The 25,546-nt window shown below is 63.7% G+C and carries 14 protein-coding genes; 3 read left to right on the top strand and 11 right to left on the bottom strand.

Features of this window, described 5'->3' with window-relative positions:
* Positions 1-22 precede the first annotated feature (22 nt).
* From ACAM57_RS11060 to glpD, 3 genes are all read right to left on the bottom strand, one after another.
* Positions 23-1,093 (bottom strand): ABC transporter ATP-binding protein, encoded by a 1,071-nt coding sequence (locus tag ACAM57_RS11060; RefSeq protein WP_369661666.1) that lies wholly within the window; start codon positions 1,091-1,093, stop codon positions 23-25.
* A gap of 158 nt (positions 1,094-1,251) precedes the next feature.
* A complete protein-coding gene (locus ACAM57_RS11055; protein WP_369661665.1) occupies positions 1,252-2,313 on the bottom strand; it encodes an ABC transporter ATP-binding protein in 1,062 nt (353 codons plus the stop codon).
* 35 nt (positions 2,314-2,348) lie between these two features.
* Positions 2,349-4,013 carry a glycerol-3-phosphate dehydrogenase gene (gene glpD / locus ACAM57_RS11050; protein WP_369661664.1) on the bottom strand — a complete coding sequence of 555 codons (1,665 nt, stop codon included), beginning with the start codon at positions 4,011-4,013 and terminating at the stop codon, positions 2,349-2,351.
* A gap of 122 nt (positions 4,014-4,135) precedes the next feature.
* Between glpD and ACAM57_RS11045 the strand changes: the two genes are divergently transcribed.
* Both ACAM57_RS11045 and glpK read left to right on the top strand, forming a co-directional pair.
* Positions 4,136-4,906, top strand: coding sequence for a DeoR/GlpR family DNA-binding transcription regulator (locus ACAM57_RS11045; protein ID WP_184641261.1), 771 nt, complete (start codon positions 4,136-4,138; stop codon positions 4,904-4,906).
* A gap of 20 nt (positions 4,907-4,926) precedes the next feature.
* On the top strand, positions 4,927-6,423 hold the full coding sequence (gene glpK / locus ACAM57_RS11040; RefSeq protein WP_369661663.1) for a glycerol kinase GlpK: 1,497 nt from the start codon (positions 4,927-4,929) through the stop codon (positions 6,421-6,423).
* A gap of 15 nt (positions 6,424-6,438) precedes the next feature.
* Here glpK and ACAM57_RS11035 read toward each other — a convergent pair whose 3' ends face one another.
* Positions 6,439-6,900, bottom strand: a complete 462-nt coding sequence (locus ACAM57_RS11035) for an SH3 domain-containing protein (protein WP_184641263.1) — start codon at positions 6,898-6,900, stop codon at positions 6,439-6,441.
* Between the two features lie 199 nt (positions 6,901-7,099).
* Between ACAM57_RS11035 and ACAM57_RS11030 the strand changes: the two genes are divergently transcribed.
* Positions 7,100-8,713, top strand: a complete 1,614-nt coding sequence (locus ACAM57_RS11030; protein ID WP_369661662.1) for a phosphoethanolamine transferase — start codon at positions 7,100-7,102, stop codon at positions 8,711-8,713.
* A 51-nt stretch (positions 8,714-8,764) separates the two neighbouring features.
* On the opposite strand, the gene ACAM57_RS11025 is transcribed toward ACAM57_RS11030, so the two are convergent.
* From ACAM57_RS11025 to ACAM57_RS10995, 7 genes are all read right to left on the bottom strand, one after another.
* Positions 8,765-10,459, bottom strand: a complete 1,695-nt coding sequence (locus tag ACAM57_RS11025; protein ID WP_369662423.1) for a ShlB/FhaC/HecB family hemolysin secretion/activation protein — start codon at positions 10,457-10,459, stop codon at positions 8,765-8,767.
* Between the two features lie 202 nt (positions 10,460-10,661).
* A complete protein-coding gene (locus ACAM57_RS11020) occupies positions 10,662-11,126 on the bottom strand; it encodes a hypothetical protein (protein WP_369661661.1) in 465 nt (154 codons plus the stop codon).
* 72 nt (positions 11,127-11,198) lie between these two features.
* A complete protein-coding gene (locus tag ACAM57_RS11015; RefSeq protein ID WP_369661660.1) occupies positions 11,199-11,747 on the bottom strand; it encodes a hypothetical protein in 549 nt (182 codons plus the stop codon).
* A 5-nt stretch (positions 11,748-11,752) separates the two neighbouring features.
* A complete protein-coding gene (locus ACAM57_RS11010; RefSeq protein ID WP_369661659.1) occupies positions 11,753-21,688 on the bottom strand; it encodes a hemagglutinin repeat-containing protein in 9,936 nt (3,311 codons plus the stop codon).
* A 276-nt stretch (positions 21,689-21,964) separates the two neighbouring features.
* A complete protein-coding gene (locus ACAM57_RS11005) occupies positions 21,965-22,921 on the bottom strand; it encodes an alpha-E domain-containing protein (protein WP_019656032.1) in 957 nt (318 codons plus the stop codon).
* 11 nt (positions 22,922-22,932) lie between these two features.
* Positions 22,933-24,429 carry a circularly permuted type 2 ATP-grasp protein gene (locus ACAM57_RS11000; protein WP_369661658.1) on the bottom strand — a complete coding sequence of 499 codons (1,497 nt, stop codon included), beginning with the start codon at positions 24,427-24,429 and terminating at the stop codon, positions 22,933-22,935.
* 98 nt (positions 24,430-24,527) lie between these two features.
* Positions 24,528-25,376: an oxepin-CoA hydrolase, alternative type gene (locus ACAM57_RS10995; RefSeq protein ID WP_369661657.1), complete on the bottom strand. Its 849-nt coding sequence runs from the start codon at positions 25,374-25,376 to the stop codon at positions 24,528-24,530.
* Positions 25,377-25,546: the final 170 nt, after the last annotated feature.

Genomic DNA, 25,546 nt, shown 5'->3' with positions numbered 1-25,546 from the left:
TTGGGGCGGCCCGGCACTGCGCTCATGCGACCAGCTCCTCATCCTTGTAATAGCAGGTGTGGGTATCGAGCACCCTCACCCACACCGTGTCCCCCACCGTCGGCGAGCGGTCGTCCGAATGCAGGCGCACCTTCAGCAGGCTGCCTCCGGCCTCCACCGTCAGCATCACGTGCGTGCCCACGTCCTGCACCTGCTTCACAACCGCCGCCACGGCGCCGGCAGCGCCCGCGTTCGACAGGCGCAGGTACTCGGGGCGGATGCCGATCTTCAGCGGCCCCTGCGGCAGTTCGCGTGTGGGCACCAGCGGCGTTCCGGCCACTTCGATGGTGCCGTTGCCGCTTTGCGCCGACAGGAAGTTCATGCCCGGCGAGCCGATGAAATGCCCGACGAAGGTGTGGGCCGGCCGCTCGAAGAGCGCGTCGGCGCTGCCCACCTGCACGGCCTTGCCGCGGGTCATGACCACCACCTCCTCCGCGAAGGTGAGCGCCTCGACCTGGTCGTGCGTCACGTAGATCAGCGTGAGCTTCAGCTCGCGGTGGATCTGCTTGAGCTTGCGGCGAAGCTGCCACTTCAGGTGCGGATCGATCACGGTGAGCGGCTCGTCGAAGAGCACCGCCGACACGTCGCTGCGCACCAGGCCGCGGCCGAGCGAGATCTTCTGTTTGGCGTCGGCCGCAAGGCCGGCGGCGCGCTGGTTGAGCTGGCCGCTCATGTCGAGCATCTCGGCGATCTCGCCGACGCGCTTCTTGATCTGGTCGGCCGGCATCTTGCGGTTGCGCAAGGGGAACGCGAGGTTCTCGGCCACGGTCATGGTGTCGTAGATCACCGGGAACTGGAACACCTGCGCGATGTTGCGCTCCTGCGGCGTGGCGCGCGTCACGTCGCGGCCGTCGAAGGTCACGGTGCCCTGCGAAGGCACCAGCAGGCCCGAGATGATGTTGAGCATGGTCGTCTTGCCGCAGCCCGAGGGGCCGAGCAAGGCGTAGGCGCCACCGTCGCGGAAGCTCATCTTCAGCGGGAGCAGCGCGTAGTCGCTGTCCTGCGTGGGGTTGGGGCGGTAGGCGTGAGCCAGGTCGAGGTCGATGCGTGCCATGTCAGCTCTCCTCCACGCTTCCGCGTGATCCGCAATGCATGAAACAGTCGAGACCTTGTCGCGGAACACCGCGGAACCGGCTTTGCCGGGCCGCTGGTGTTGCCCCCTGGAAGGGGGTTGGCGAAGCGACACGAAGTGCGCGAAGACTGGGGGTCATCCTATTTCCTCGGCGCCAGTGCCAGCTTTTCGCCGGCATCGAACACATAGGCCTGTGACGCGCTGAAATACAGCGTGAGCGAGGCACCCAGCTCGAAGCGGTGCACGCCGGTGAGCTGCGCCACCAGTTCGCCGACCGCGGTTTCCACGTGCACGAAGGTGTCGGAGCCCGAGATCTCGGCCAGCTCCACCTTTCCCGGCAGGGCGATGTCGCCCTCCCCCGCGTCGACGTTCAGTGCGCTCGCACGCAGGCCCACGGTGACGGAGCCCGAAACGCTTTCAGGCAAGGGCAGCGCCAGTGCAGGGCCGCCGGCCAGCTGCACGCGGCCGGCCGCGGCCGTGGCGGACAGCAGGTTCATCGGCGGGTCGCTGAAGGCGCGCGCCACGCGCAGCGACTGCGGCGCATGGAACACCTCGGCCGTGGGGCCGTACTGCAGCAGCTCGCCGGCATCCATCACGGCGGTGTAGCCGCCCAGAAGCAGGGCTTCGCCGGGTTCGGTGGTCGCGTAGATCACGGTCGAGTCGCCGGTGGCGAAGAGCTGCGTGAGCTCCTCGCGCAGGCCTTCGCGCAGCTTGTAGTCGAGGTTGACCAGCGGCTCGTCGAGCAGCATCAGCGGCGCGTTCTTGGCGAGCGCGCGCGCCAGCGCCACGCGCTGCTGCTGGCCGCCCGAGAGTTCCTGTGGATAGCGGTCGAGGAACATGCCGATGTGCAGCTTGTCGGCCAGCGCCTTCACCCGCGCGTCGATGTTCGATTCGCCGCGCAGCTTGAGCGGCGAGGCGATGTTGTCCGCCACCTTGAGCGACGGGTAGTTGATGAACTGCTGGTAGACCATCGCGACGTTGCGCTCGCGCACCGGCATGCCGGTCACGTCCTTGCCGTCGACCAGCACCTTGCCGGTGGTGGGCGTGTCCAGCCCCGCCATCAGCCTCATCAGGCTGGTCTTGCCGGCCTGCGTGGCGCCCAGGAGCACGGTGACCGCGCCGCTCTTGGGCGCGATGCTCTGCTCGTAGAGCCATGTCTGCGCTCCCACCTTCTTGGTGACGCGCTCTAGTGTCAATTGCATTGGCGCTCTTCCTCTTCTCTTCCCTTGTGTCCGGCCTAGTTGCTGCCGGCGCGGGCTTGTTGCGGCTGTTGCCGCAGCCAGCGCGCGACCTGTTCGCGCTGCTCGGGCGTGTAGTGCAGCCCCAGCTTGGAGCGGCGCCAGAGCACGTCTTCGGCACTCACGGCCCATTCGTTGTCCTGCAGGAAGCGCAGCTCGCGCTCGTGCAGGCCGGGTGCGACTTCGCAGCCCAGGTCGGCCATGGCCTTGGCATCGCCCAGCAGATCGGCGATGCGCGCGCCGTAGGCACGCGCGAGGCGGCGGACCAGGTGGCTGCCGAGCCACGGATGACGGGCCTGCACGGCTTCGACGAAGCGCTCGAAGTCGTCATCGGGCCGCCTGGCGGCGCCGATCCAGGACGACAGGTCGCCGCCCGCGAGGAAGGCGCCGTCGGTCCAGGCCGGGCGCTGCTGGGCGGACTGGCCCAGCATCCGGCCGACCTCGTCGGCGGCGTCCTCGGCCAGCTTGCGGAAGGTGGTGATCTTGCCGCCCCACACCGACAGCAGCGGCGCGGCCGTGGTGTTCGACTCCAGCATGTAGTCGCGCGTGACGGCCGATGGGTCGCCCGAGTCGTCGTCCAGCAGCGGGCGCACGCCCGAGTAGGTCCACACCACGTCCGAAGGCGCGATGGGCTTCTCGAAGTAGCGGCTGGCCTGGGTGCAGAGGTATTCGACCTCCTCCTGCGCGATGCGCGCGGCGCCGGGGTCGTCGCCGGTGAGCTCGATGTCGGTGGTGCCGATCAGCGTGAACTCGTCCTGGTAGGGAATGGCGAAGATGATCCGCTTGTCGGGGTTCTGGAAGATGTAGGCGTGGTCGTGCTCGAAGAGGCGCGGCACCACGATGTGGCTGCCCTTCACGAGGCGCAGGCTCTTGGTGGCGAGCGCCTCGCCCTTGGCCGACTGGGCCACGCCGCGCAGGAAGGATTCGGCCCACGGCCCCGCGGCGTTGACCACCGCCCGGGCACGCAGCGTGCGCTTGGCTCCGTCGGTGCCCAGCAGGGTGGCGGTCCAGCCGCCGGCGTCGCGCTGGGCATTCACGCAGCGGGTGCGGGTCAGTATCTCGGCGCCACGCGCCTTGGCGTCGAGGGCGTTGAGCACCACGAGGCGCGCATCGTCGACCCAGCCGTCGGAATAGATGAAGCCGCGCTTGTACTGCGCCTTCAGCGGTTTGCCGGCCGCGTGCGCGCGGAGGTCGACGCTGCGCGAACCCGGCAGCACCTCGCGGCGGGCGAGGTGGTCGTACATGAACAGGCCGATGCGGATCATCCACGCCGGTCGCATCGACGGGTCGTGCGGCATCACGAAGCGCAGCGGCCACATGATGTGCGGCGCGCTCTTGAGCAGCACCTCGCGCTCCTGCAGCGCCTTGCGCACGAGGGAGAACTCGTAGTACTCGAGGTAGCGCAGGCCGCCGTGGATCAGCTTGGTGGAGGAAGACGAGGTGTGCGAGGCGAGATCGTCCTTTTCGCACAGCACCACGCGCCAGCCGCGGCCCGCGAGGTCGCGCGCGATGCCGCAGCCGTTGATGCCGCCGCCGACGATCAGCACGTCGCAGTCGGTGGCCGGCGCGGGCGAAGCGGAAGGAATAGCGCTCACAGAAGATGGGTCCGTTGAAGCGTGACTTTCGTCACTGACGGCGGCCATTGTATTTTCGAGTTTTTTCATTTGGATTCCTTTTGGCGCGATTTTCCTCCGAGTTTTCCCTTAGTTGGATTCGTTTTTGTTCGCTTTAAAGTGACGCGCCGGGTACTCTTGGCCTCAGTCTTCCCGCATTCCACGACGCCTCCGTGAACTCCAATCCCCGTCAGATCAACCTCCTGGACACCGTGCGCGCGCGCGGTTCCGTTACCGTCGAGCAACTGGCCGACATGCTCGGCGTGACCCTGCAGACCGTGCGGCGCGACGTGCAGCGGCTGGCCGACGAGGGGCTTCTCACCCGGTTCCACGGCGGCGTGCGCGTGCCCAGTTCGACCACGGAGAACATCGGCTACCAGCAGCGCGAAACGCTGCACGCCGAAGGCAAGGCGCGCATCGCCCGCCGCGTGGCGCAGCTGGTGCCCAACGACTGCTCGCTGATCCTGAACATCGGCACCACCACCGAGGCCATCGCCAAGGCGCTGCTGCGCCACACGGGCCTGCGCGTGATCACCAACAACCTGAACGTGGCCACCATCCTCAGCGGCAACGCCTCGTGCGAGGTGATCGTGGCGGGCGGCTCGGTGCGCCCGCGCGACCGCGCCATCGTGGGCGAGGCCACCATCGATTTCATCCGCCAGTTCAAGGTCGACATCGCGCTCATCGGCGTGTCGAGCATCGAGGCCGACGGCTCGCTGCGCGACTTCGACCTGCGAGAGGTGAAGGTGGCACAGACCATCATCGCGCAGGCGCGCGAGGTATGGCTGGCCGCCGACGCGAGCAAGTTCAACCGCCCCGCGATGATCCAGCTGGGCACGCTCTCGCAGATCGACCGCCTCTTCACCGACGCCGAGCCGCCCGCGCCCTTCAGCGACCTGCTGAACGCCGCCCAGGTGCGCCTGGAGATCGCGCGCGAGAACTGAAAAGAAGGAATACCGACCGAATGACCACCTACCTGCTCGCCCTGGACCAGGGCACTTCCAGCTCGCGCAGCATCGTTTTCGACCGCGAGGGCCACATCGTCGCCATCGCGCAAAAGGAGCTGACGCAGATCTACCCGCAGCCGGGCTGGGTCGAGCACGACCCGATGGAAATCTGGCGCAGCCAGCTCGCCACCGCGCGCGAAGTTCTCGTCAAGGCCAAGCTCAAGCCCACCGACATCCACGCCATCGGCATCACCAACCAGCGCGAGACCACCGTGCTGTGGAACCGCGCCACGGGCCAACCGGTGCACCACGCCATCGTCTGGCAGGACCGGCGCGCCGAACCGCTGTGCGCGCAGCTGCGCGACGAAGGCATGACCGACACCATCCGCGAGAAGACAGGCCTGGTGATCGACGCGTATTTCTCCGGTACCAAGCTGCGCTGGCTGCTCGACAACGTGCCCGGCGCGCGCGAGCAGGCCGCGCGCGGCGAGCTCGCCTTCGGCACCGTCGACAGCTGGCTCATGTGGCAGCTCACCGGTGGCAAGGTGCACGTGACCGACGTGAGCAACGCCTCGCGCACCATGCTCTTCAATGTGCACCGCAACGAATGGGACGCCGACCTGCTGAAGGAGCTCGACATTCCCGCCTCGCTGATGCCCAAGGTGCAGCCCTCCAGCTCGCACTTCGCGGACACCGACGCCGCGCTGCTGGGCCACACGCTGCCCATCGGCGGCGTGGCCGGCGACCAGCAGAGCGCCCTCTTCGGCCAGGCCTGCTTCGAGGCCGGCATGGCCAAGAACACCTATGGCACCGGCTGCTTCCTGCTGATGCACACCGGCGGCGAGTTCCAGCCTTCGCACAACGGGCTGCTCGTGACCAGCGCCGCGCAGACCGATGCGAAGCCGCAGTACGCCATGGAAGGCAGCGTGTTCGTCGGCGGCGCCGTTGTGCAGTGGCTGCGCGACGGCCTCAAGGCCATCAAGGGCAGCGCCGAGGTGCAGTCGCTCGCCGAGAGCGTGCCCGACGCGGGCGGCGTGATGATGGTGCCGGCCTTCACCGGCCTCGGCGCCCCCTACTGGGACGCCGACGCGCGCGGCACGATCACCGGCCTCACGCGCGGAACCACCCTGGCGCACATCGCGCGCGCCGCGCTGGAAAGCATCGCCTACCAGAGCGCAGCGCTGCTGCAGGCCATGAGCCGCGACGCGGTGGCCGCCGGCGGCAAGCCCGTTGCCGAGCTGCGCGTGGATGGCGGCGCCAGCGTGAACGACCTGCTGATGCAGTTCCAGGCCGACCTGCTGGGCATTCCGGTGGTGCGGCCCGAAGTCATCGAGACCACTGCGCTGGGCGCCGCCTACCTCGCGGGGCTTTCGACCGGCGTCTACACCGACGCGCGGCAGCTGTCGAAGCTGTGGAAGATCGAGCGGCGCTTCATGCCGACCATGGGCCGCGCCCAGGCCGAGGAATCGATGGCGCGCTGGGAGCGCGCCGTGCGGCAGGCCACGGCGACCTGATCCGCTGCCTGCGGCCTACCAGCCCCAGACGAGGCGCCGCTGCACCCAGCCGGTGGCGCCGCCTTCGTGCCGCACCTTGAGCCAGTCGCCGCGCCGCTCGATGGTGCGCAGCACGTCGCCATAGCCCGCCCTCTTCACCACCGGGCTGCGCACTCCGGGCGCGCGGCGCAGGTTGGCCGATTGGGCCTTCACCACATGGTGCGGCGTCTTGTTGGTCATCGGGCGGAAGACCCAGGCCTTGTCACCCTCGAAGTCACTCACCCTGAGCCAGTCGCCCTTCCTGCCGATCACGCGGAACGGATAGCCCCTGGTCACCGTCCAGTGCGACTCGTAGCGCTGGCCAGGGCCGGTGCGCATGTTCAGCGTCTTGACGGCGGCACTGACCATCTGGGTCTGCGCGGCGGTCGCGGAAGGCAGTGCCACCCACGAAAGAGCGAAAGCAAGCAGGAGCGCGGGGAGCCGGCTGAATCTGAGCATGGAGCGGAGGTTCCTTTCTGTATGCAGAACAGTGAAAAGCCCGTCTGGGCACCAGAGGCCCGATAAGTTCCGCGGGGATATCCCTGAGTGCACCTTCCGGCCAAAGGGCCTCGCCGGCATCGGGGCACTGGAGGCTGCCGCGCAATCCCAGGGGCAGAATGCGCCCGCCCTTCCCGACTCGCCTCGCCGCGCCGCCTGCTTGACCACCCTGCCCCAACAAGCTTCTCCGTCGCGCAACGCGCTGCTCGCCTGCGGCGTGGTCGGTGCGACATTGCTGGCCCTCATCGCACTCGGCCATGACGGCCGCCGCATCGCGCAGCTCGCTGTGCTCGCATTGCCGATGGTGCTGTGGCTCGCGTGGCCGCTGCGCAGTGCACGCATACGGCGCGTTCGCACGCTGCTGGTATGGCTCTGGGCGATGGGCTTCGCGCTCGACGGCGCAGTGCGCGCCTATCTGCTCGACACCTACCAGGCCGCGCCAGACGGCGCGATGGTGCTGGGCGCCGCGGCCAACACCAATGCACGCGAAGGCACCGAATACCTGTGGATGCACTGGCGCTCAGCCGCCGTGTGGGGCGCGGTGCTGGTCGTGGCGGGTGTGCTCGTGGGCATGTTCGCGCGGCGCGGCGCCGTCGCGAGCACGACTGTCTCAGCCCGGCCTTCGCGATGGATGGTGGCGCTGATCGCGCTGCTACTTTTGCTCTCGTGCGTGGCCTACGCCAGCAAGCCCTGGCGCAGGCTGCATCCCGCGATCTTCTGGACGCAGTGGATCGACTCCCTCCACGCGCTGCGCTCCGCCTGGGCCGACCAGCAGAAGCAGCGCGACCGCCTGATGGCACAGGCCAAGGCCATCGCGCCTGTCATGACGCAGTCCGGACCTTCCACCGTGGTGCTGGTCATCACCGACAGCATCAACCGCGACAACATGGCCCTCTACGGCTACGGCCGCCCGACCACGCCGCGCCTGCTCGCGCACAAGGCGCAGACCGGCGACCAGATGGCGGTGCTGAAGAACGCATGGTCGGTGGACGCCAGCACCCTGCCCGCGCTGCGTAACATGTTCCACTTCGGCCTGCCCGAAGCCGAGAACCCGCCCCACGTGCTGGCACTCGCTCGCGCCGCCGGCTACAAGGTCTGGTGGATCAGCAACCACGACGACCTCGCCATCGAACAGCAGCACGCACGCCTCGCAGACGTCGTCGACATGGTCAACCGCACGCCGGGCCGTGCCAGCGCATCGCTCGACGGCGAGATACTCGATTGCGTGCAGGAAGCACTGGCCGACACAAGCACAGACCGCAAACTCATCGTCGTCCACCTGATGGGCGCGCACCCGCACTACAGCCTGCGCTTTCCCGAGAACGCCAATCCTTTTGACGACAACGTCGACGCGGTGGAGAACGGTTTGGTCAAGGATGGGCGCTCGGCCTGGGTGCGGCGCTTTCGGCAGGAGTACGACGCAGCGCTGCTGTATCACGACTTCGTGGTGTCGGAGCTGCTGCAGCAGACGCGCGCCCCGGGCAAGCAGGGCGAATACCGCGCGTGGATGTATCTGTCGGACCACGGGCAGGAGGTGGGGCATGTGAGCGACCGTGCGGGACACAGTCCATCGACTGCTTCGGGCTACCGCATTCCGGCCGTCGTGTGGCGCAACCGGCAGCCGCTGCCGCAGGATGCGGCGCTGCAGCCGTTTCGCGCGGACTGGACGGGGTGGACCTTGATGGATCTGCTCAACATTTGGTGGAATGGGCAGCAGCCTGAGCGGATGTGCTGGCGGATTCCTATCGCTGGCAGGCGCCGGGGATTCCGGTGAAGGTCGAGTCGTTCTTGCGATAGTTGGCAAGCCCCACCATCCCCTGCCGCGTCAAAAGCTCGCGTTGAGATTGAAGCCCAGCGTGACCTTCGCGGTCCGATAGCCCTCCGGCTTGCTGATCGGCGCGCCGACGAAGAAGTCGTAGCTCAGTTTGCTCCACTGGCCTCGCACACCGACGACTGCGCCAGCCAAGCTGCGGCCGAGCAGATCGACCGTCGAGCGGCCGCCGACGTGGCCATAGTCGGCACCGACGTACAGCTCTGCCCCGCTTTGACCCACGGCCCATCCGATGTCGTTGCGGATGAGCCAGCCGCGCTCGCCCATCAAGCTCGTCTCTCCATCGAAACCACGCACCGTGTAGCGCCCGCCGATGGCGAAGCGGTCTTGCGGCGTCAGCGGCGTGCGATTCCACTGGGCGCGGATCAGGCCGGAGTAGCGCATCTTCTGCTCGCCGACTTTGAACGGAGCGTTGAGGCTGATGTCGGCGGTGTAGAGCTTCAGGCGCGAAGTGCCCTCGCCGAACTCCTCTTCCGGTGCAGCGCGCGATCCGAAGCCGCCGGTGCCGCGCTTGTAGGCCAGCGTGCCTTCGAGCGTCGCCTCGCCGATGTACTCCTTGTGATTGAGGCTGAGCTCCCAGCCGCCGACCACGCGGTGCTGCACCTCGACCTCGGTATCGTCCACGAAGTTGCGCGACTCGCGGCGCCAGCCCTTGATCGCAATGCTTGTCTTGCGGCTCTGGTCGCGGTAGACGAGACGCGAGAGCTTGACCTCGGCGTTGTTGGTCTTGCCGGCGTAGACGTAGTCTTGGTTCAGGCCGGCGACGCTCTGGTGGTACTGGCTGTTGGAGGCCGTGAGGCCCAGCAGCCAGTAGCCATACGGCAGCGAGTAATGAACGGTCTGGCCTTCGGTGCCCTTGGCTGGATCGCCGAAGACGTGGTTGTTGATGTTGTGGTTGGCGCTGACGTAGAACAGGTCGTTCAGGCCGAAGGGGTTGTCCAGGGACAGCGTGGCGCCGGCCTGGTAGCGGCCGGTGGCTTCGGTGCCGCTGTCGTCCAGGCTCAGGGTTACGCGCCACTTCTTGGATTGGACGTACTTGACGACGAGGTCGCTGTCGCCGGGCTTGGCGTCTGCGGCTGTGGAAGGCTCGATCTGGATGTCGGCTTCGGCTGTGGGGGTACGCTTGAGGTTCTCCAGGCCCTGCTCGATGTCGCGCAGGTTCAGGAGGTCGCCTGGACGAGCAGGAATGGCCGTGGCCAGCAAAGCAGAACTGCCGAGCAGCGTGGACGAAGAATCGGGCGTTGTCCGAATTGCGGCGATGCGGCCGGGGACCAGTGAGAGCGTCAGCGTACCGGTCGACAGATCCTGCGGTGCAGCGAGAACTCGGGTGGTGACGTAACCGCGGGCGATGACGGCTTGCTGCGCACGCGCAAGGACCACGTTAACGCCATCCGTGCCGAGGCAGCGACCGACAGGGGAATCATTGCCCTCGGGGCCGGACAGATCGGCGACAGCCCATTGGAAGGACTCGGACTGCTCGCCCGCCAACAGCACTAGATCGATACGAAAGCATGGCGACTCGGAATCAGGAATGCGCTGGGCCGGAACCGGCGGCGCAGCCTGTGGACGCTGGTCAACAGTGCGCTCGTTCTGCTCACGAAGGGCACGCTCTCGCTCTTGTTGACGTTGCAGTTCAACGAAGGGCTGCGGCGTTGATGGGGATTGCTGGGCAGCCGCAAGAAACGGCATTGCGACGGCCGACACCGCCAGTACATAGCTCTTCATCTCGACGGTGTTCAGCGCGAAGGTACAGGACAGCCTGCAACGTCCCGAACCTCAACGGGTTGGGGTGCATCGGGATTGGTCGCATCCATGACCGAGAGACGGCAAGACATCCTTTCTCCCCAAACGAACTCGACCGCATAGGCACGGTTCTCCGCAGGAGTGAAGCTCACGTCACCGGACCGCAACTGCCGGCGCGGAAGGCCACGTTCGCTCCGCCTGTACTCCAGTTGCCTATACCTCGGACTTGGATGGGCTGCCCTGGTGTCGCGTCATGCGCAAGGTAGGGGCTGGCACGCGTGCCAACACGCGTGGCACGTGCGATCCATGGATAAACGATGCCGCTGCCCGTGTAGGCAGCGGCGCCCAGATGTTGGAAGTCTTTGCACGGCGCCTCGGCGATGCTGACGGCGAACTGGGCATTGGACGTCGTGCCTGCAGCGCCGAAGGTGCGCATGACCAGTTTGGCGGTGCCTGGCTCGATCTCCTTCAATTCGTTGTAGCCGGTGTTGGCACGCAAGTCCGCCGCTGCAGCTTCGGGGTTGATCTGCGAGTATGTGCAACCGGTCATTGCGATCGTGGCAGAACCTAGCGCCCCTACGAAATAACAAGCCCGCTTTGTCGATTTCTTCATGTACTCCCTCTAATGGCAACCGCTCTCGCGCGGGCGCATTCCTTGACTCGCGACAGACGCACATAAACTTAATTAGTCTTCTGAGAACCACGCACCCAGAGTGATATCGATCTGCGATTTTGCCTTAAATGCCTCAAAATCTATAGGCAATACCGTACGCGCCAATTCATCCAAGTCCTGGCTTTGACGAGCAATCTCGGTTGAAACAAATAAACTCGAATCAACCGCCTCATCACTGACACTTCCAACCGGAATTCGCAACACCGAATAAGCAAGCGAATCCAAGATATTCATAGAGAATTCAGCAACCACCTTGCAAGACAAAGGATAGTTAATCAAATTTATTTCAGTGATAGCGTTCAATGCATAAATAAAGTTGGCTGCCGCATCCTCCGCATCAAATGTTGCCTCGATAAGAGGAACTGGCTCAAGCGGCACGTTTTGCAGCCAAAGAGCATCCAAGTATTTACGCGCGCGATCAGAATCTTCAGGACGCACCACTGTCGTCGATTTGTCATAAGCAAATTTTTGTCGCTCGGCACATAACAGGCAAAACACTCGCGCCTGTTCAAATGAAAGCTTGGATGCTCTCTCCTGTACACGCAGCAGGTGCTTCAACATTTCTCTCACTTACCACCTCGCATTTGCTCTATTGCAGCCGGGATAACAGGAAGCGTAATCACGGGATTAATGGACACGCCAATTGTAGTCCCTGCGCCTGGTAGTTTTGTCGTCAAGTCCAAAGGTCTCCCAATCACGCCTCCATTGGCGGCCGCGGTGCCAGTAAGATTGATCACGTTTGCCAGCGCCTGTCGAGCAGCGCAGCTATCGCAGGCAAAATGACTGGTAACTTGGATCGCGCCTGAAGGGTTATCAGCTGCATTTATGCCGCGGGCCTCAGAATGATGCCCCGCCTCCCCATCAGCATTTGCAGATTTTCCTCCAGCAACAAATTTGACATTGCCTTCCCCAAAAATCTGATTTGCCAGCTCCCGCTGCGCTGGCGTGGGCATACCCCCGACACGACTTAAAATCAAAGTTCCATCTGTCTCCATCGTCAAGGTTGATGGATTTTGGCGACGCGCGATGCCTTCTGGCAATGCCCCTTGAATTTGGTCAATTGCTGCCTGCCGCTCCGCCGTTGTCCACTCCGAAAATGGGCGCTGGTTTGTAGGCGTTGAGTCTTTTTCATAGCGACCATTGATCAGCAAACTCATTGTGATTTGCTGTCCTTGACGTGAATCCGCCGCAGTTTTGAAATTCTCAGGAACTGCACCCGATTGCTTCGCCCATGCGGCAGCTGTTCGTGTTGCGGCATCAGCGACCGCTCTGTCAGCGGCACTTGCCTGTGGCATAGCAGCAAGCAGGTCGGAGTACATCATCAATTGGCCGAGCACGCTGACTTGCTCAGTCTTTGACAGATTGGAAAAGGTCGGACTACTTGTCGCATTGGCGAATGCATATGTCAATGCATTCAGATTCGGGCTTGTGCCTTGCATCTTTCCAGCATTGCCATAAAGATTTGCCAATTGCCCCAAGTATTGAGAATTTATCGCTGGATCGTAATATTCCGCAGTCCCCGAGTAATCCATTCGTGGGCCGCCGGAATTCTGGATTCCCGCAAGAATATTTCTTGCACCAGGGTCCTCCGAATAGCGATCGGCAAAGGTCGAGTCATTTAGGCGCAACGCCTCCTGAGTCAGCCTGGACTCCCATTGCTCAGCGGTCAGCCCCTCAGTGCCTGCAAGTGATCGAGCACGACTTCGAATCGCATCTCCCTGTGTCGGGTGCAGCTGTCGATTATTGATATCGATGCTGTAGGCACTCGCTGCGCCTGGTGCTCCACCGACCAAGCCTCCAATCGCTGCAGCGGTCGCTGCCCCAACAGCCTGCGCCACCGGCGCTGGAAGATCCAGGTCGGCAATAGCTTGCCCCACCCTCGGCATCAGGGTTGCGCTGGCACCAGCCCCCAACGCCCCCGCAACGCCACCGCCCAAGGCACCTGCCGCCGTATGTGCAGCCACTCGGTATTCCCCACCTTCGTCCCACTTCGCGGCCTCGGCCTTATCTCCACGCGCCAAGGCAGCATCTCGCTGCTTGTCCGAATAGGTTCCGATCTCGCGCGCCGCGTTCTGATTGAACTGCTGGGTGATCTGAGCCTGTGCCTGGACGTTCTTGACGATGGCCTGGGTATTCCAATCCTTTATCAGTGTGCCAGCGCTGGTGTTGTCCCCCGTTCGCACACTCTGATCGCCCGCAATGCCCGAGATGCCAGATTTCGTGACGCTGGCCTGGTTGTTGCCGCTGTAACTGCCCACGCCCGCAGCCCCGCTGGGGCGATTGCTCGGCCCAGTCCACGATGCCGTCATGTCCCTGGCAGGCGCCGTCTCCGTGGCGGCGGTCGGCGCCGTGGTGTAACCCACACTCAGTCCTCCACTGACCGAGTAGCTGCCGCCGCTTGACTGGCTCACGTTCTGCAAGTCAGTCATGGTGAGCGCACCACCCGTGCTGAAGTTGTTCTTCTTGCCGTCGATGGCTGCCTGCGTGCTCTCAATCACCGCACCCTTCAGGTCGGTGTTGCCCGCGACCTTCACATCAAAGCCGCCATCCCCGGCTTTGATACCGGATTGCACGCCCGGGCTGACGAAAATCCCGTCCGCCTTCGCGCCTGCCGCGCTGCCGCTGACGGTAGCCACCGCGCCATAACAGATCGGCGGAATGCACAAACTCACTCCAAAGCCGCCGCTGGATTGCCGGCTTTGGCCCACGCTCACATCCTGCAAGGTGGTGATCTTCAGGTCACCTCCGACATCCGCCGTCACGCGGTTGCCTTCGATCGTCGCCCCGTCGAGCGTGAGGTTGCGACCTGTGGAGACGTTCACCGCCTTGCCACCGGAAACCTGGGTGGAGTTGTACGTGGTGTCGTTCTGATTGTTGCTGCCCTTGCCGCTCTGCACGCCCAACTGGATGCTGAAGCCGTTTTGAGCACCTGCACCGAAAGTCACGCCCACATTGGCGCCACGGCTGGAGTTCTGGCCTACCGTCACGCTCGTGTTCTTGCTGGCCTCCAAGGTAATGTCATTGTCCGCCACCATGTTGACGGTATTGCCAGCAGCGATGGTGGAGCCCACGGCGCGAATATTCGAATCCTTGTCGCCGCCCGTGGCCACGATGTTGACGTTGTTCGCACCTACAACGCTGGAACCTACCGCCTCACTGGTGTTGGTGAAGCTTGTGCTCTGGCTGCTGTTGCGACTCACGTTGACGCTGACGCCATAGCTCAGCGGACCTGTCCCGCCAATTGCTTGCACGGCGTCATAGGCCTGCTTGCCGCTCATAGCCAGATTGATGGCACCAAGGGCCTGCATGCGGCCGTCGCCGCCGATGTCGCCCATGGCCTTGATCGTGCTGGATCCCCCCTTGAGAGTGTCGGTGCCCACTCCCATGAAGTTCGCGCTGCCGCCTACGATGGTGCTGGAACTCTTGTCGAGAGTGATCGACTGCGTGGTGTTGTACGCCTCGTTGATCACGACGTTCTTGGCTAGGATGTTGACATCGCCCCCCACCAGCGGGCCGGCCTGCCCTGCAGCCAAGACGCTGCTGGCCGTCTGGCGGTACTCATTGCCAGCCACCAGAGTCACATTGCCTTGGAGGCTGGCGACTTGGCTGGCCTGCTGTGTCGTACTGATTTCGGCATTGGCCTGCGAGCCCTTGACGTTGCCGATCGCAGGGTTGTACCACTGGCCGATCATCCCTGACTTGCTGTTGGCGTCGTAACTGCTCGAAATCCGCTGGTTCTGAGCGCTCTCCACGGTCAGGTTCCGTCCAGCCACCATCGTGATGTCTTTGTCCACCACGACGGTCGCCGCCTGCAGCGTCGTGTCTCGTCCGCTCACCGTTTGCAGGCTTCCAGCCGAAATGGTGGTGCCTATGGCTTGGGTTGAGATACTTGCATCGGCATGATTGGAAGATTTCTTGTTGCCCGCGATCGCGACTGCCGTGACGTCGCCCATGAACGTTGCGGCGGCTAGGCCCATGCCAAATGCAGTGCCGCTGGTCTTGCTTTGCGCTGCATGCAATTCCAGGTCGGTCTGATTGGCAGTCGTGAGGTTGATATCACGGCCTGCAGACAGGCTCATCGCATCGTCCGCATGGAGTTGTGCCGCCTGCAGCTTGATGTCGTTGCCGGCCACCAGCGTGACACTGCTGCCGCTCAGGCTGCTGGAAAGCACCTCGGCGGTGGCACTAGTGTCCATGGTGCTAGAACTGCTCTTCTTGAAGAGGCTCTTGGAGGACTTCTGAGTGGCCGATGCGGTATTTGTCGTTGCTTGCCCCGAAGTGACGTTGATATCGTTGGTGGCGGTGACAACCAATCCACCATTCACACTTTGCACAGCACCCGCTCGCACGTTGACATCGTTGCCAGCGGCCAAGCGCACGTTATCCTGCCCCTGTATGACGGAACCTACTTCGCGACTTTCCGAAGAAATCCCCGCTGCACCTGGTGCGCTGAATACAAGCGTATGGCCTTCGGTGACGGTGCCGAGATTGATATCGTGTCCGGCACCAACGCCCAATGAGCCGGCACTGATCATGGCGGCCCCCACCAGATTTACATCATGGCCTGCGGACGCGAGCAAGATGCCCCCCGGATTGGTGACATAGACTCCTGCTACACGATCGATGGCTGTGCTTGCGCCAAGGGATCGCGTCGTGGTCTGCACGTTGATATCTCCGCCTGCTGTCAGTACAGCAGTTTCTCTGGCGGTGATCGCAGAACCGATATTGTTGATGTTGGTGCGCGCGTCGATATCCACGCTGCCTCCCGCAATTCGGCCCCCATCAAGGTTGTTGACGTTATCGGCAGTGATCGACACCAGTGAGCGGCCGGCGATGGTGCCTTTATTCGTTACATCGCCCGAACTCTTGATTTTTACTGAGTCCGCGCTTAACAGCGCCCCCGATCCGTCAATGTCGCCTGGCTGCACCCGCACATAGACCTGCGGCACAAGCACCCTCTGCGCGGAGCCATCGGGTAAGGTGACGGTTTGCTCGACCAACCAGACGATGTCGCTCGTGAGCTGGGCCATCTGAGCGGCAGTCAACGCCACGCCCGGACGAAGCCCGTACTGTTTCGCAAAGGTCACGCCGGCATTCATCAACGCCGCATACTGGTCCTCGTCGTTGTTAAAGCCGCCCAAATATCGATACCCAGTCAGGCGAGCAACCTGCTCGCGGATAAGTTGTTGCTCGTAGAAGCCATCGCCCAGACGCTTTAGGATGTTGTTCGGGTCGAGTCCAAAACTGTTGAGCAGATAGTCGCTGCTGAGCCAATTGCGGTAGTTCGCAAACCTTGGGTCCGTCTCGATCAAGTAGTTGCCGCCCGCCTGCGTACGAAACAGGCTAGCCTGAGGCACGTTCAGATTTGGTGTACTGGTGCGCACCACCGCAGGTACAGTTTGGGTGCTGCCGGTACTGGCTCCTCCGGATGCGCTAGCCCCAGAGCCACCCGCACTTACTACCGTCCCCACATCGGCGGCCACCTCCACGATGACTCCCGCGCCAGGACCGCCGCTTGCACCAGTGGCCCCGCCACCGGTCGCACCACCGGACCCTTTGGCGGCGCTGCCAGCGTTGTAGCCCGTGGTCGCGTTGAGGTTCTGCTGGTACTTGTAGGCACCCAATGCGATGCTTTGCGGCGCGGCCACGATGGGGATGTTGACGGCCTGGACCTGGCCCTGGTTATTGACCACGCTCGCCAGACCCGACACATTGACCGAGCCGTTCAGTTGGCTGGACTGGTAGTCGCTGGCGGTGATTGTCCCGCCCGCAAGCACTTGGCTGTCCTGGTTGTACAGGCGACCATTGATCGTCATGTTGCCGCCTGCGATCAGATGCGCGGGATCGGCGTTGACGGCCGTGTCAGTGACAGTGGTGATGTTGTTGGTCCAGACGCCATAGCCCCCCATGCCTACCAACTCGCCCGTGTCCTTTCGGTAGACGAACCCGTTGGCAGGATCGAGGTTGACCTCGTCCATCGTGTACTGCGTAGTCCGCCCCACACCACTGCCCATCGGCGTGACGGGTGCTATACCGACCGCGACGCTCGAGACCGAAGTGGGCGTGCCCAACTGGATGTGCACGTCGCGGTTGTTGACGGCAGCCATCGAGATGGACATGTTGCCCAGCGACTGGATGTCCGCGCTCAGGTTGTCGAGCGTGCCGCCCTGGCCGGCGGCTTTACGGCTCGCATCAAGCGTCCCACCGATGGCCATGTTGTTGCTGCTGAAGATCAACGCATGTTCACGGTTCGTGAGAGTACCCGCACCGATATTCAGGTCACCGCGCGAAGCAATAGTCGCGGCCGTTGTCGTGCCACCAATGCTCTCGGCTTCGTTCACCAGCGTTCCGACACCGATCGAGATGGCATTGCCGTAGATGCGCCCTGTTCCGATGTTGTTCAGGGTTCCCGCGTTGACCTGCGTGTTGCCTTGGCTGTCAATCAGTCCTCTGTTGTTGAGAGTACCCGCATTGATGATGGTGTTCGTGCCCGACATCTCGCCTGTCACTGCGTTGTCGACGACATTGCCGTTGACTGTCAGGGTGCTACCCGCGAGCAGCTTCGCGTTGTTTGCCAGATTGCCGGTGGTGCCATAGGTGAGATTGCCGCTCACGCTGATATCGCGGTTGTTGACGATGTCTTGCGTCAGCGCCACGGACATGTCTTTGCCCGTCGTGAAGGTGCCGTCATTGCTGAATTTGGCGGCGTCGATCTGGAGACTGGTCGTGGCCGTCAAGGTTCCGCTGGTGTTCACCAGATTGAGCGTCTCGGCGCTCGGATTCCCTGCGTTCGGATCAACGATCTTGACGGTATCGCCCGCCGACAGAAGGCCACCCGTGGAGTTGTCGACGGTCCCACTGCTGGTCACCGTGAGATTCTGCGCAGCGCGAACGGCGCCGGTCTTGTTCCCGAGTCCCCCGGCGTTGATTGCGACGTTCGTTCCCTCGATGCCTTGATTCGTTCCGCTGGTGTTGGCGTTGTCGACACTCGCTGCATTCAGCATAGTGGTATCGCTGGAGCGCAGCAGGCCGCCAACGTTCTTGAGTGCACCAGCATTGACCGTTAGGCCCCCGACCGCCTGTGTCTCACCACCGCTGTTCTCGAAGCTCGCACCGTTGGTGTTGATCGTGACCGCAGCCTGTCCGATGAGTTTTCCGCCGACGGTGTTGGAAAAGCCCCGCGAACCTTGTGTTGTGGCAGTAAGAGCTCCCTTGGCCCCGATGAAGCCCGAGTTGTTGTTCACGGAACCTGCGCTGAGCGTCAGAGTGTCAGCGCTCGTGATACCGCCCTGGCCATTCGTGTGGCCAGCTGCGTTGGTGTTGGTGAGCGCCTGGCCGTTGGTGTCGATGGTCATCGCCCCGCCCGACTGGACAAGACCGGTGTCGTTGTTGAGCGCTCCGGACTTGATATCGACGGTGGTGGTCGCAGCGATGGTTCCCTTGGCGCTGTTGTCCAACGCTCCCCCGTGAGCGTCGATGCTCAGGCTGTTGCCGAAGATCTTGCCGCCCGCGCTGCTCAAGCCACCGTTGCTCAGCGTGGTCGAGCCACCAGCTTGCAAAGTGCCGCCGGTGTTGGTGGTGGTGCCTGCGGTCGTGACTTTCAGGTCGCCGCTGACGGCTGCCGTCGTACCTGCACTATTGTCCAGGCTGGCTGCTGTCAGCGTCGTGTTGCCATTGGCCGCAAGCGTGCCGCCCACATTCGTCGCGGCACCCGAGACAGTTGCATCCAGGTTGCCGACAGCGGTCAGACTGCCAGTGTCGTTCTTGAGGCTCCCGGCCGAGACACTCGTATTCGCGCCTGAGGAAATCTTGCCTGCCGCGGAGTTGTCGAGCTGACCGACAACGGTGAGGTTCAGGTCAGAGGAGCCCGCTGCCTGCAGCTTGCCGCCCTGGTTGGTCATCGAACCTGCGTTAGCGATGATCGCGCCATTGCTTGCGATGGTTCCCGCGTTGTTGGAAAGAGAGCCGCCAACGTTGAGCGTCGTGGTGCCTGCGCCGGCCTGCACGATGCTGCCGCCGCTCTGGTTGCTCAGCGAGCCGGCTGTGATGTCGATCTGCTTCGCGTAGGTGGTGCCAGCATCCTGGTTGAAGGCGCTGGACAGGTTGACGTTCAATGCGCCGTTACCTGTGATCGCGCCACTTGCTCCGTTGAAGCTGCCTCCCGCGATGGTCAGCGTACCAGTGCCGGCATGGTCGATCTTGCCGGCCGTGCTCGTGATGGACGCTGCCTGAAGGGTCAGGTCCTGGCCATTCGTTGCGATATGCGAGTTCGAGTTGTCGATGCTGCCGCTGACGGCAAGAACGGTCGCACCAGTGCCCGTCTGGACGATCTGGCCGCTGTTGGTGTTGGCGATGTTCGAGGCGTTGATCTGCAGCTGGGCGGCATTCAGCTGGCCCGCGTTGTTCACCAATGTCTGACCAGGCTGCGCGTTGGCCGTGATGGCGAGCGTGCCCGGTGTTGCGACGGTAGCACCGCTGGTGGTTACGTTGCCTTGACCAGCCGTGATTGCGATATTGGCGGCGCCGGTTTGGCTACCGGAGAGGTCGACAGAAGCGCCCTTGAACGTGGCGTTGCCACCTGCGATGTTGGTGCCCGTGGAAGTCAGCGCCTGACTGGCAGCAACGGTCATGTCGCCCGTGCTCTGCAGATTGCCGCCGCTGCCATCGAGGCTGCCAGTCTGGACCGAGAGGTTCGCGCCGCTGGCAATGTGCCCCGCGGTGTTCAGGAGTTGCTGGCCAATGGTGAGCTGAACATTGCTGCCTGCCGATGAGATGTTGCCCTGGCTGTTGTTCAGGGACTGGGCAGCGACATTGAGACTCTGGTTCGAGGTCAGCGTGCCGGAGGTGTTCTGAACTGCGCCGGCAAAGCTCGCATTCAGCGCGCCAGTAGCCGAGATCGTGCCACGCGTGTTGTCGCCATTGGCGCCCACCGCCAGATTGACATCGGAAGCGCTCGTGAGCGTGCCATCTACGTTGAGCAGATCACCAGTGGTGGTGATGCTCAGACTGCCCGCATTGAGCTTGCCACCCGTGTTGTCGAAGGAGCCGACGTTCGCGCCGAAGCTCTGGCTGACATTGAGCGTGCCGCCCGCATTGCTGAAACTCGGGCCTGCAACGGCCATCGTCGCGACATTGAGCGAGCCGCCTGCGTTGTTGATCTGCGGCGTGTTGAGCGTGATGGGACCGCCCGCGTAGATCTTGCCGCCATCGTTGGAGATGGTCCCGCCAGCGGTGATGGCGCCCGGTGCAGGCGGGCTGTAGGTGGTTGGCGTGGATGTACCGCTCGAGCCCGTGTCGCCGCCACCCGTGGTCGATGGCGTGGTCGTGCCGCCGCCACCGATCGGACTCGTGGTTCCGCCACCAGTCGAGCCACCGCTGCTCGTACCGCCGGTGCTTGCACCAGCGCTCACGGGCTCGGCACCGATCACGCCGCCATTCGTATTGCTCAAGACCTGCGAGGCAATCGTCAGGCCCGCCGAACTGCCCTGGCGGACCGTGCCGCCGCGGTTCGAAATATCGCTAGGCGTGGTCAGTTCAACGCACTGACCTTCCAGCGTGCCGATGTTCTCCAGGCGCCCCGCTGCCGTGACGACAAGCCCCCCGGCACCAGCGCCGATGCTGCCCGCGTTGCGCACGCCCAGGCCGGCTTCGCTTCCGATCAGGACGATCTTGTTGGCGTACATGCCGCCCAAAGCAGCGACGTCTAGCGCAAAGGTCGGAGTGGTGCCCGTGCCCGTCGTGGGCGTGATCTGGCTATGGTCGGCGCTGATCTGGTTCGCGCCGGTCACCACCTTGAGCTCGCTCGCCCAGATGCTCGCGTTGGCCTGCACAGCACGCGCAAGAATGGCCGCGTAGTCGGTCTTGCTTGCATCGAGGCCCGCGCCGTCGATGGTGATGGTTCCGCCACGAACAAGGAAACTGTCAAGACCGCCGACGGCGTTGAACTGCGGCGTGCCGGTGGTGAGCGTGGCGCGGCTGACATTGATGAAGCCGCCGCCGTCGACGCTGATGCCCGCCGGGTTCGCGATGATCACTTCCGCGCGCCGGCCACCCACTTCGATGTAGCCGCGAAGCTGGCTGGGCGTCCCGCCGTTGACCTCGTTGAGAATGATGCGCGCCGTGCCCGTGGCCAGATTGGGGTTGCCCTGAACGAACCCACCCAGTTGGGTCTGCACGTTCACTCGGCTGTTGTTCAGGATGGTGCCGTTCGAACCGACGCTGAACTGGTTGTAGACGTTGCGCGAGACGCCCGCGGCGGAAGGCGTCTGGATGTTGACCAGCGGCACGCCATTGGGCGCTGTCAGCACGGTCGGGCGGAGATTGCCGGGAACGTTGGGGGCACCGACGATCTGGGCGTGTGCGGCTCCTGCGATCAGCACACCTGCGAGGGCGGCAGCACCTGCGGCGGTCGTCGCCCTGCTGGCGCCCTTTCCAGTGCTGGCGGCCGTTTCCTGGACCACCATGCGCATCCCTCTGGCCGCGTTGAAGACCACGCGGTGCAAGTGCCGATTCATCGCTTTTACGCTCCCTCACAGTTGTCATGTCGCAGCTTCATTTGTGACCAAATGAAAACTGAGGAGCGCGATTATGGGAGCGCGGCGCTTGCTTACAAGGTATTAATTCACGCTTTTAAACGTCTGAAAACATTCAATTTCGGCAATTTTAATTCTTATTGCTTACTTTTGATCTTGCTGATTTAGTTGCGTCAACAATTGTCAAAAGTTCGCGCTGAGTGGAGCGGGCGTCATCTCCCGCAAGGGAGATGACGCTTTCGCATTTCAATGCGCCGGAACCAGAAAATCCTGGCTGATCCGCACCCCCAGCTCATTCACCCGATCGAGGAATTGCGTGAGATATGCATGCAGCCCCGTCGCCAGAATTTCGTCGACGCGCGCATATTGCAGATCGGCCAGGAGCTTCCCCGCGCGGCGCTGCGTTTCAGCGCTCTGCTCGTTCTGAACCTTCGCCAGGTTGTTGACCACCTCGACCAGGCTCGCATGCAGCGAGCGAGGCATGTCGGCGCGAAGAATAAGCAGTTCGGCCACGCGCTCCGGCTTGATCACGTCGCGGTAAACCTTGCGGTAGACCTCGAAGGCCGAGACGCTGCGCAGGATGGCGCTCCAGTGATAGAAGTCGTATTCCTGATCTTCCTCGGTGGCGGCGCCGAAGAACTCGCTGTTGAGCGCGTGGAACTTCACGTCGACCAGGCGCGCGGTGTTGTCGGCGCGCTCCAGGAAGGTGCCCAGGCGCGAGAAGTAGAAGGCCTCGTCCTGCAGCATGGTGCCGAGCGTGACGCCGCGCGACAGGTGCGAGCGGAACTTGACCCACTCGAAGAACTGGCCCGGGTCGCGCTCGAAGTCGCCCGAGCGCAGCATGCGGTTGACTTCGAGCCAGGTGGTGTTCTGCGTTTCCCAGGCTTCGGTGGTGAGGGCGCCGCGAACGGCGCGTGCGTTCTCGCGAGCGGCCTTGAGGCAGGAGACGATGGACGAGGCGTTGCTCTCGTCCTTGACCATGAACTCCATCACTTCCTTGGGCGCGATCTGGTCGTACTTCTGGTTGTACCAGGGCAGCAGTTCGCTGATGGAGAGCACGCCCTGCCAGCCGTACTTGGCGACTTCTGCGGACTGGGGCAGGAGCGAGGTCTGGTAGTTGACGTCCAGCATGCGCGCGGTGTTCTCGGCGCGCTCGGTGTAGCGGGACATCCAATAGAGGTGATCTGCGGTGCGGGACAGCATCGTTCGTGCTCCTACTGCGATTGGCTTTGCGACTGTGCGGGAGCCTTGGACTTGGGCACACGGTCGGCTTCGAGAATCCAGGTGTCCTTGGTGCCGCCGCCCTGCGACGAATTCACCACCAGCGAGCCTTCCTTGAGCGCCACGCGCGTGAGGCCGCCGGGCACCATCTGCACTTCGCTGCCCGAGAGCACGAAGGGGCGCAGGTCGATGTGGCGCGGCGCGATGCCGGCGTCGACGAAGGTGGGCGAGGTCGACAGGCTCAGCGTGGGCTGGGCGATGTAGCCGTCGGGCTTGGCGATCACGGCCTTCTTGAAGTCCTCGATCTCGGCCTGCGTGGCGGCGGGGCCGATCAGCATGCCGTAGCCGCCGGCGCCGTGCACTTCCTTGACGACCAGGTCCTTCATGTTGTCGAGCGTGTACTGCAGCTCGTCCTTGTTGCGGCACATGTAGGTGGGCACGTTCTTCAGGATCGGCTTCTCGCCGAGATAGAACTCCACCATCTTCGGCACATAGGGGTAGATCGACTTGTCGTCGGCCACGCCGGTGCCCACCGCATTGCAGATGACGACGTTGCCCTCGCGGTATGCGCGCATCAGGCCGGCGCAGCCCAGCGTCGACGTGGGGCGGAACACCTCGGGGTCGAGGAAGTCGTCGTCCACGCGGCGGTAGATGACGTCGACGCGCCTCGGCCCGCGCGTGGTGCGCATGTAGACGAAGTTGTCCTTGACGAACAGGTCCTGCCCCTCGACCAGCTCCACGCCCATCTGCTGCGCGAGGAAGGCGTGCTCGAAGTAGGCGCTGTTGTACATGCCCGGCGTGAGCACCACCACCGTGGGCTCGGCCGTGGCCGGCGGCGCGCTGGCGCGAAGCGTTTCCAGCAGCAGGTCGGGGTAGTGCGCGACCGGCGCGATGCGGTTCTGGTTGAAGAGCTCTGGAAAGAGCCGCATCATCATCTTGCGGTTCTCGAGCATGTAGCTCACGCCGCTGGGCACGCGCAGGTTGTCTTCGAGCACGTAGTACTCGCCGTTGCCCTGTGCGTCGGGGGCGCGCACGATGTCGATGCCCGAGATGTTCGAGTAGACGTTGTGCGGCACGTTCACGCCCATCATCTCGGGGCGGAACTGGGCGTTGTTCAGGATCTGCTCGGCCGGGATGATGCCGGCCTTGATGATTTCCTGGTCGTGATAGACGTCATGCAGGAAGCGGTTGAGCGCCGTAACGCGCTGCACCAGCCCCTTTTCCATGCTGTCCCACTCGTGGGCGGGAATGATGCGAGGCAGCAGGTCGAACGGTATGAGCCGCTCGGTGCCGGAGCCGTCCTCGTCCTTTGCGCCGTACACCGCGAAGGTGATGCCGACCCGGCGGAAGATCATTTCCGCCTCTTCGCGTCGCGAACGCATCACCTCACCGGGTTGCTTCGCGAGCCATTGGTCGTAGCGCTTGTAATGCTGTCGGATCGCAGCTCCAGCATAGGGAAGCTGCTCGTACATCTCGTCAAATTTGTGCATGGAACGACCAATCTCCTTGAGTTAGTAGCTTAGCAAGTTCAGGGCCAGTAGAACCCCTGATGCCAAGGCCGGAGACGGGTCGGATGATCTTTCCGCGCTCAGGTCGGGGGGCCCTCCCCGGTCGTTTCCGGCTTCTTGCGGGGCGAGAGAAATTCCTTGATGCGCTCCCCGCTCTCGTCGCTGTAGAGGCTGGCCAGAAAGGACTCGCGCTCGGCCTCCAGCTGCTCGCGGCGGCTGCGTCCGCGCGCCGCATAAACCAGCTGCTTGATGCGCGCCTGCACTTCGAACGGTCCGCGCGCGAGTTGCTGCGCCCAGGCGAGCGCGGCGGCGCCGGCTTCGCCGTGCGGCACCACCTTGTTGACCACGCCCAGCTCATGCAGCCGCTTCGCGGTGCAGGGCGTGCCGTCGAGCAGCATTTCGAGTGCGGCCTGCGGCGGCAGCGAACGGGCCAGCGAATCGGTGCCGCCGCCGTCGGGCGAGAGGCCGACGTTGATGTACGACATCGCGAACTTCGCGTCCTCGGCGGCCACGATCAGGTCGCAGGCCAGGCAAAGCGAGAAGCCGCCGCCCATCGCGGCGCCCTCGACCGCGGCGATGACGGGCTGCGGTGCCTCCTCGATCGCCATGAGCCATTCGTGCAGCGCGTCGATGTGGCCTTGCTGCTCGGCGGGCGGCAGCTTGCGCTGCCGGGCGAGGCGCCGCAGGTCGCCGCCGCCGCTGAAGTGATCGCCCTCCCCGCGCAGCACGATGGCGCGCACCGTGCGAAATCCGGCGGTGGTGCGTATCGCCTTGGCGGCCGTCCGGTAGACCGAGGGATTGATCGCGTTGCGCGCCTCGGGATTGCTCAGCGTGAGGACGAGCACCGGACCCTCGCGATGCATCTTGAGACGCGCGCCGGAGCCGCCGGCGATGCTCGCGCTGGTGATGGCCGGAACGCCGGTCGTCATGAGGCGCGCCCGGAAGACGGGCCCCAGCGAGAGATCCGACGGTTGTGCTTGTCCATGTTGCCCCCTTGTTCTGAGTTGTAGCGAAACGATACAACGCATGGAACGCGATCGGGGACGCCTTTACAAGAGGTCTTTCAGGCTACTTTTGACAATTAGTTCACGATTTCAGG

Origin of the sequence: Variovorax sp. V15, from assembly GCF_041154425.1 — a bacterium.
GTDB classification, from domain to species: domain Bacteria; phylum Pseudomonadota; class Gammaproteobacteria; order Burkholderiales; family Burkholderiaceae_C; genus Variovorax; species Variovorax guangxiensis.
Note: the sequence above shows the minus strand (reverse complement) of the source record. Positions and strands in the feature narration are given on the sequence as shown.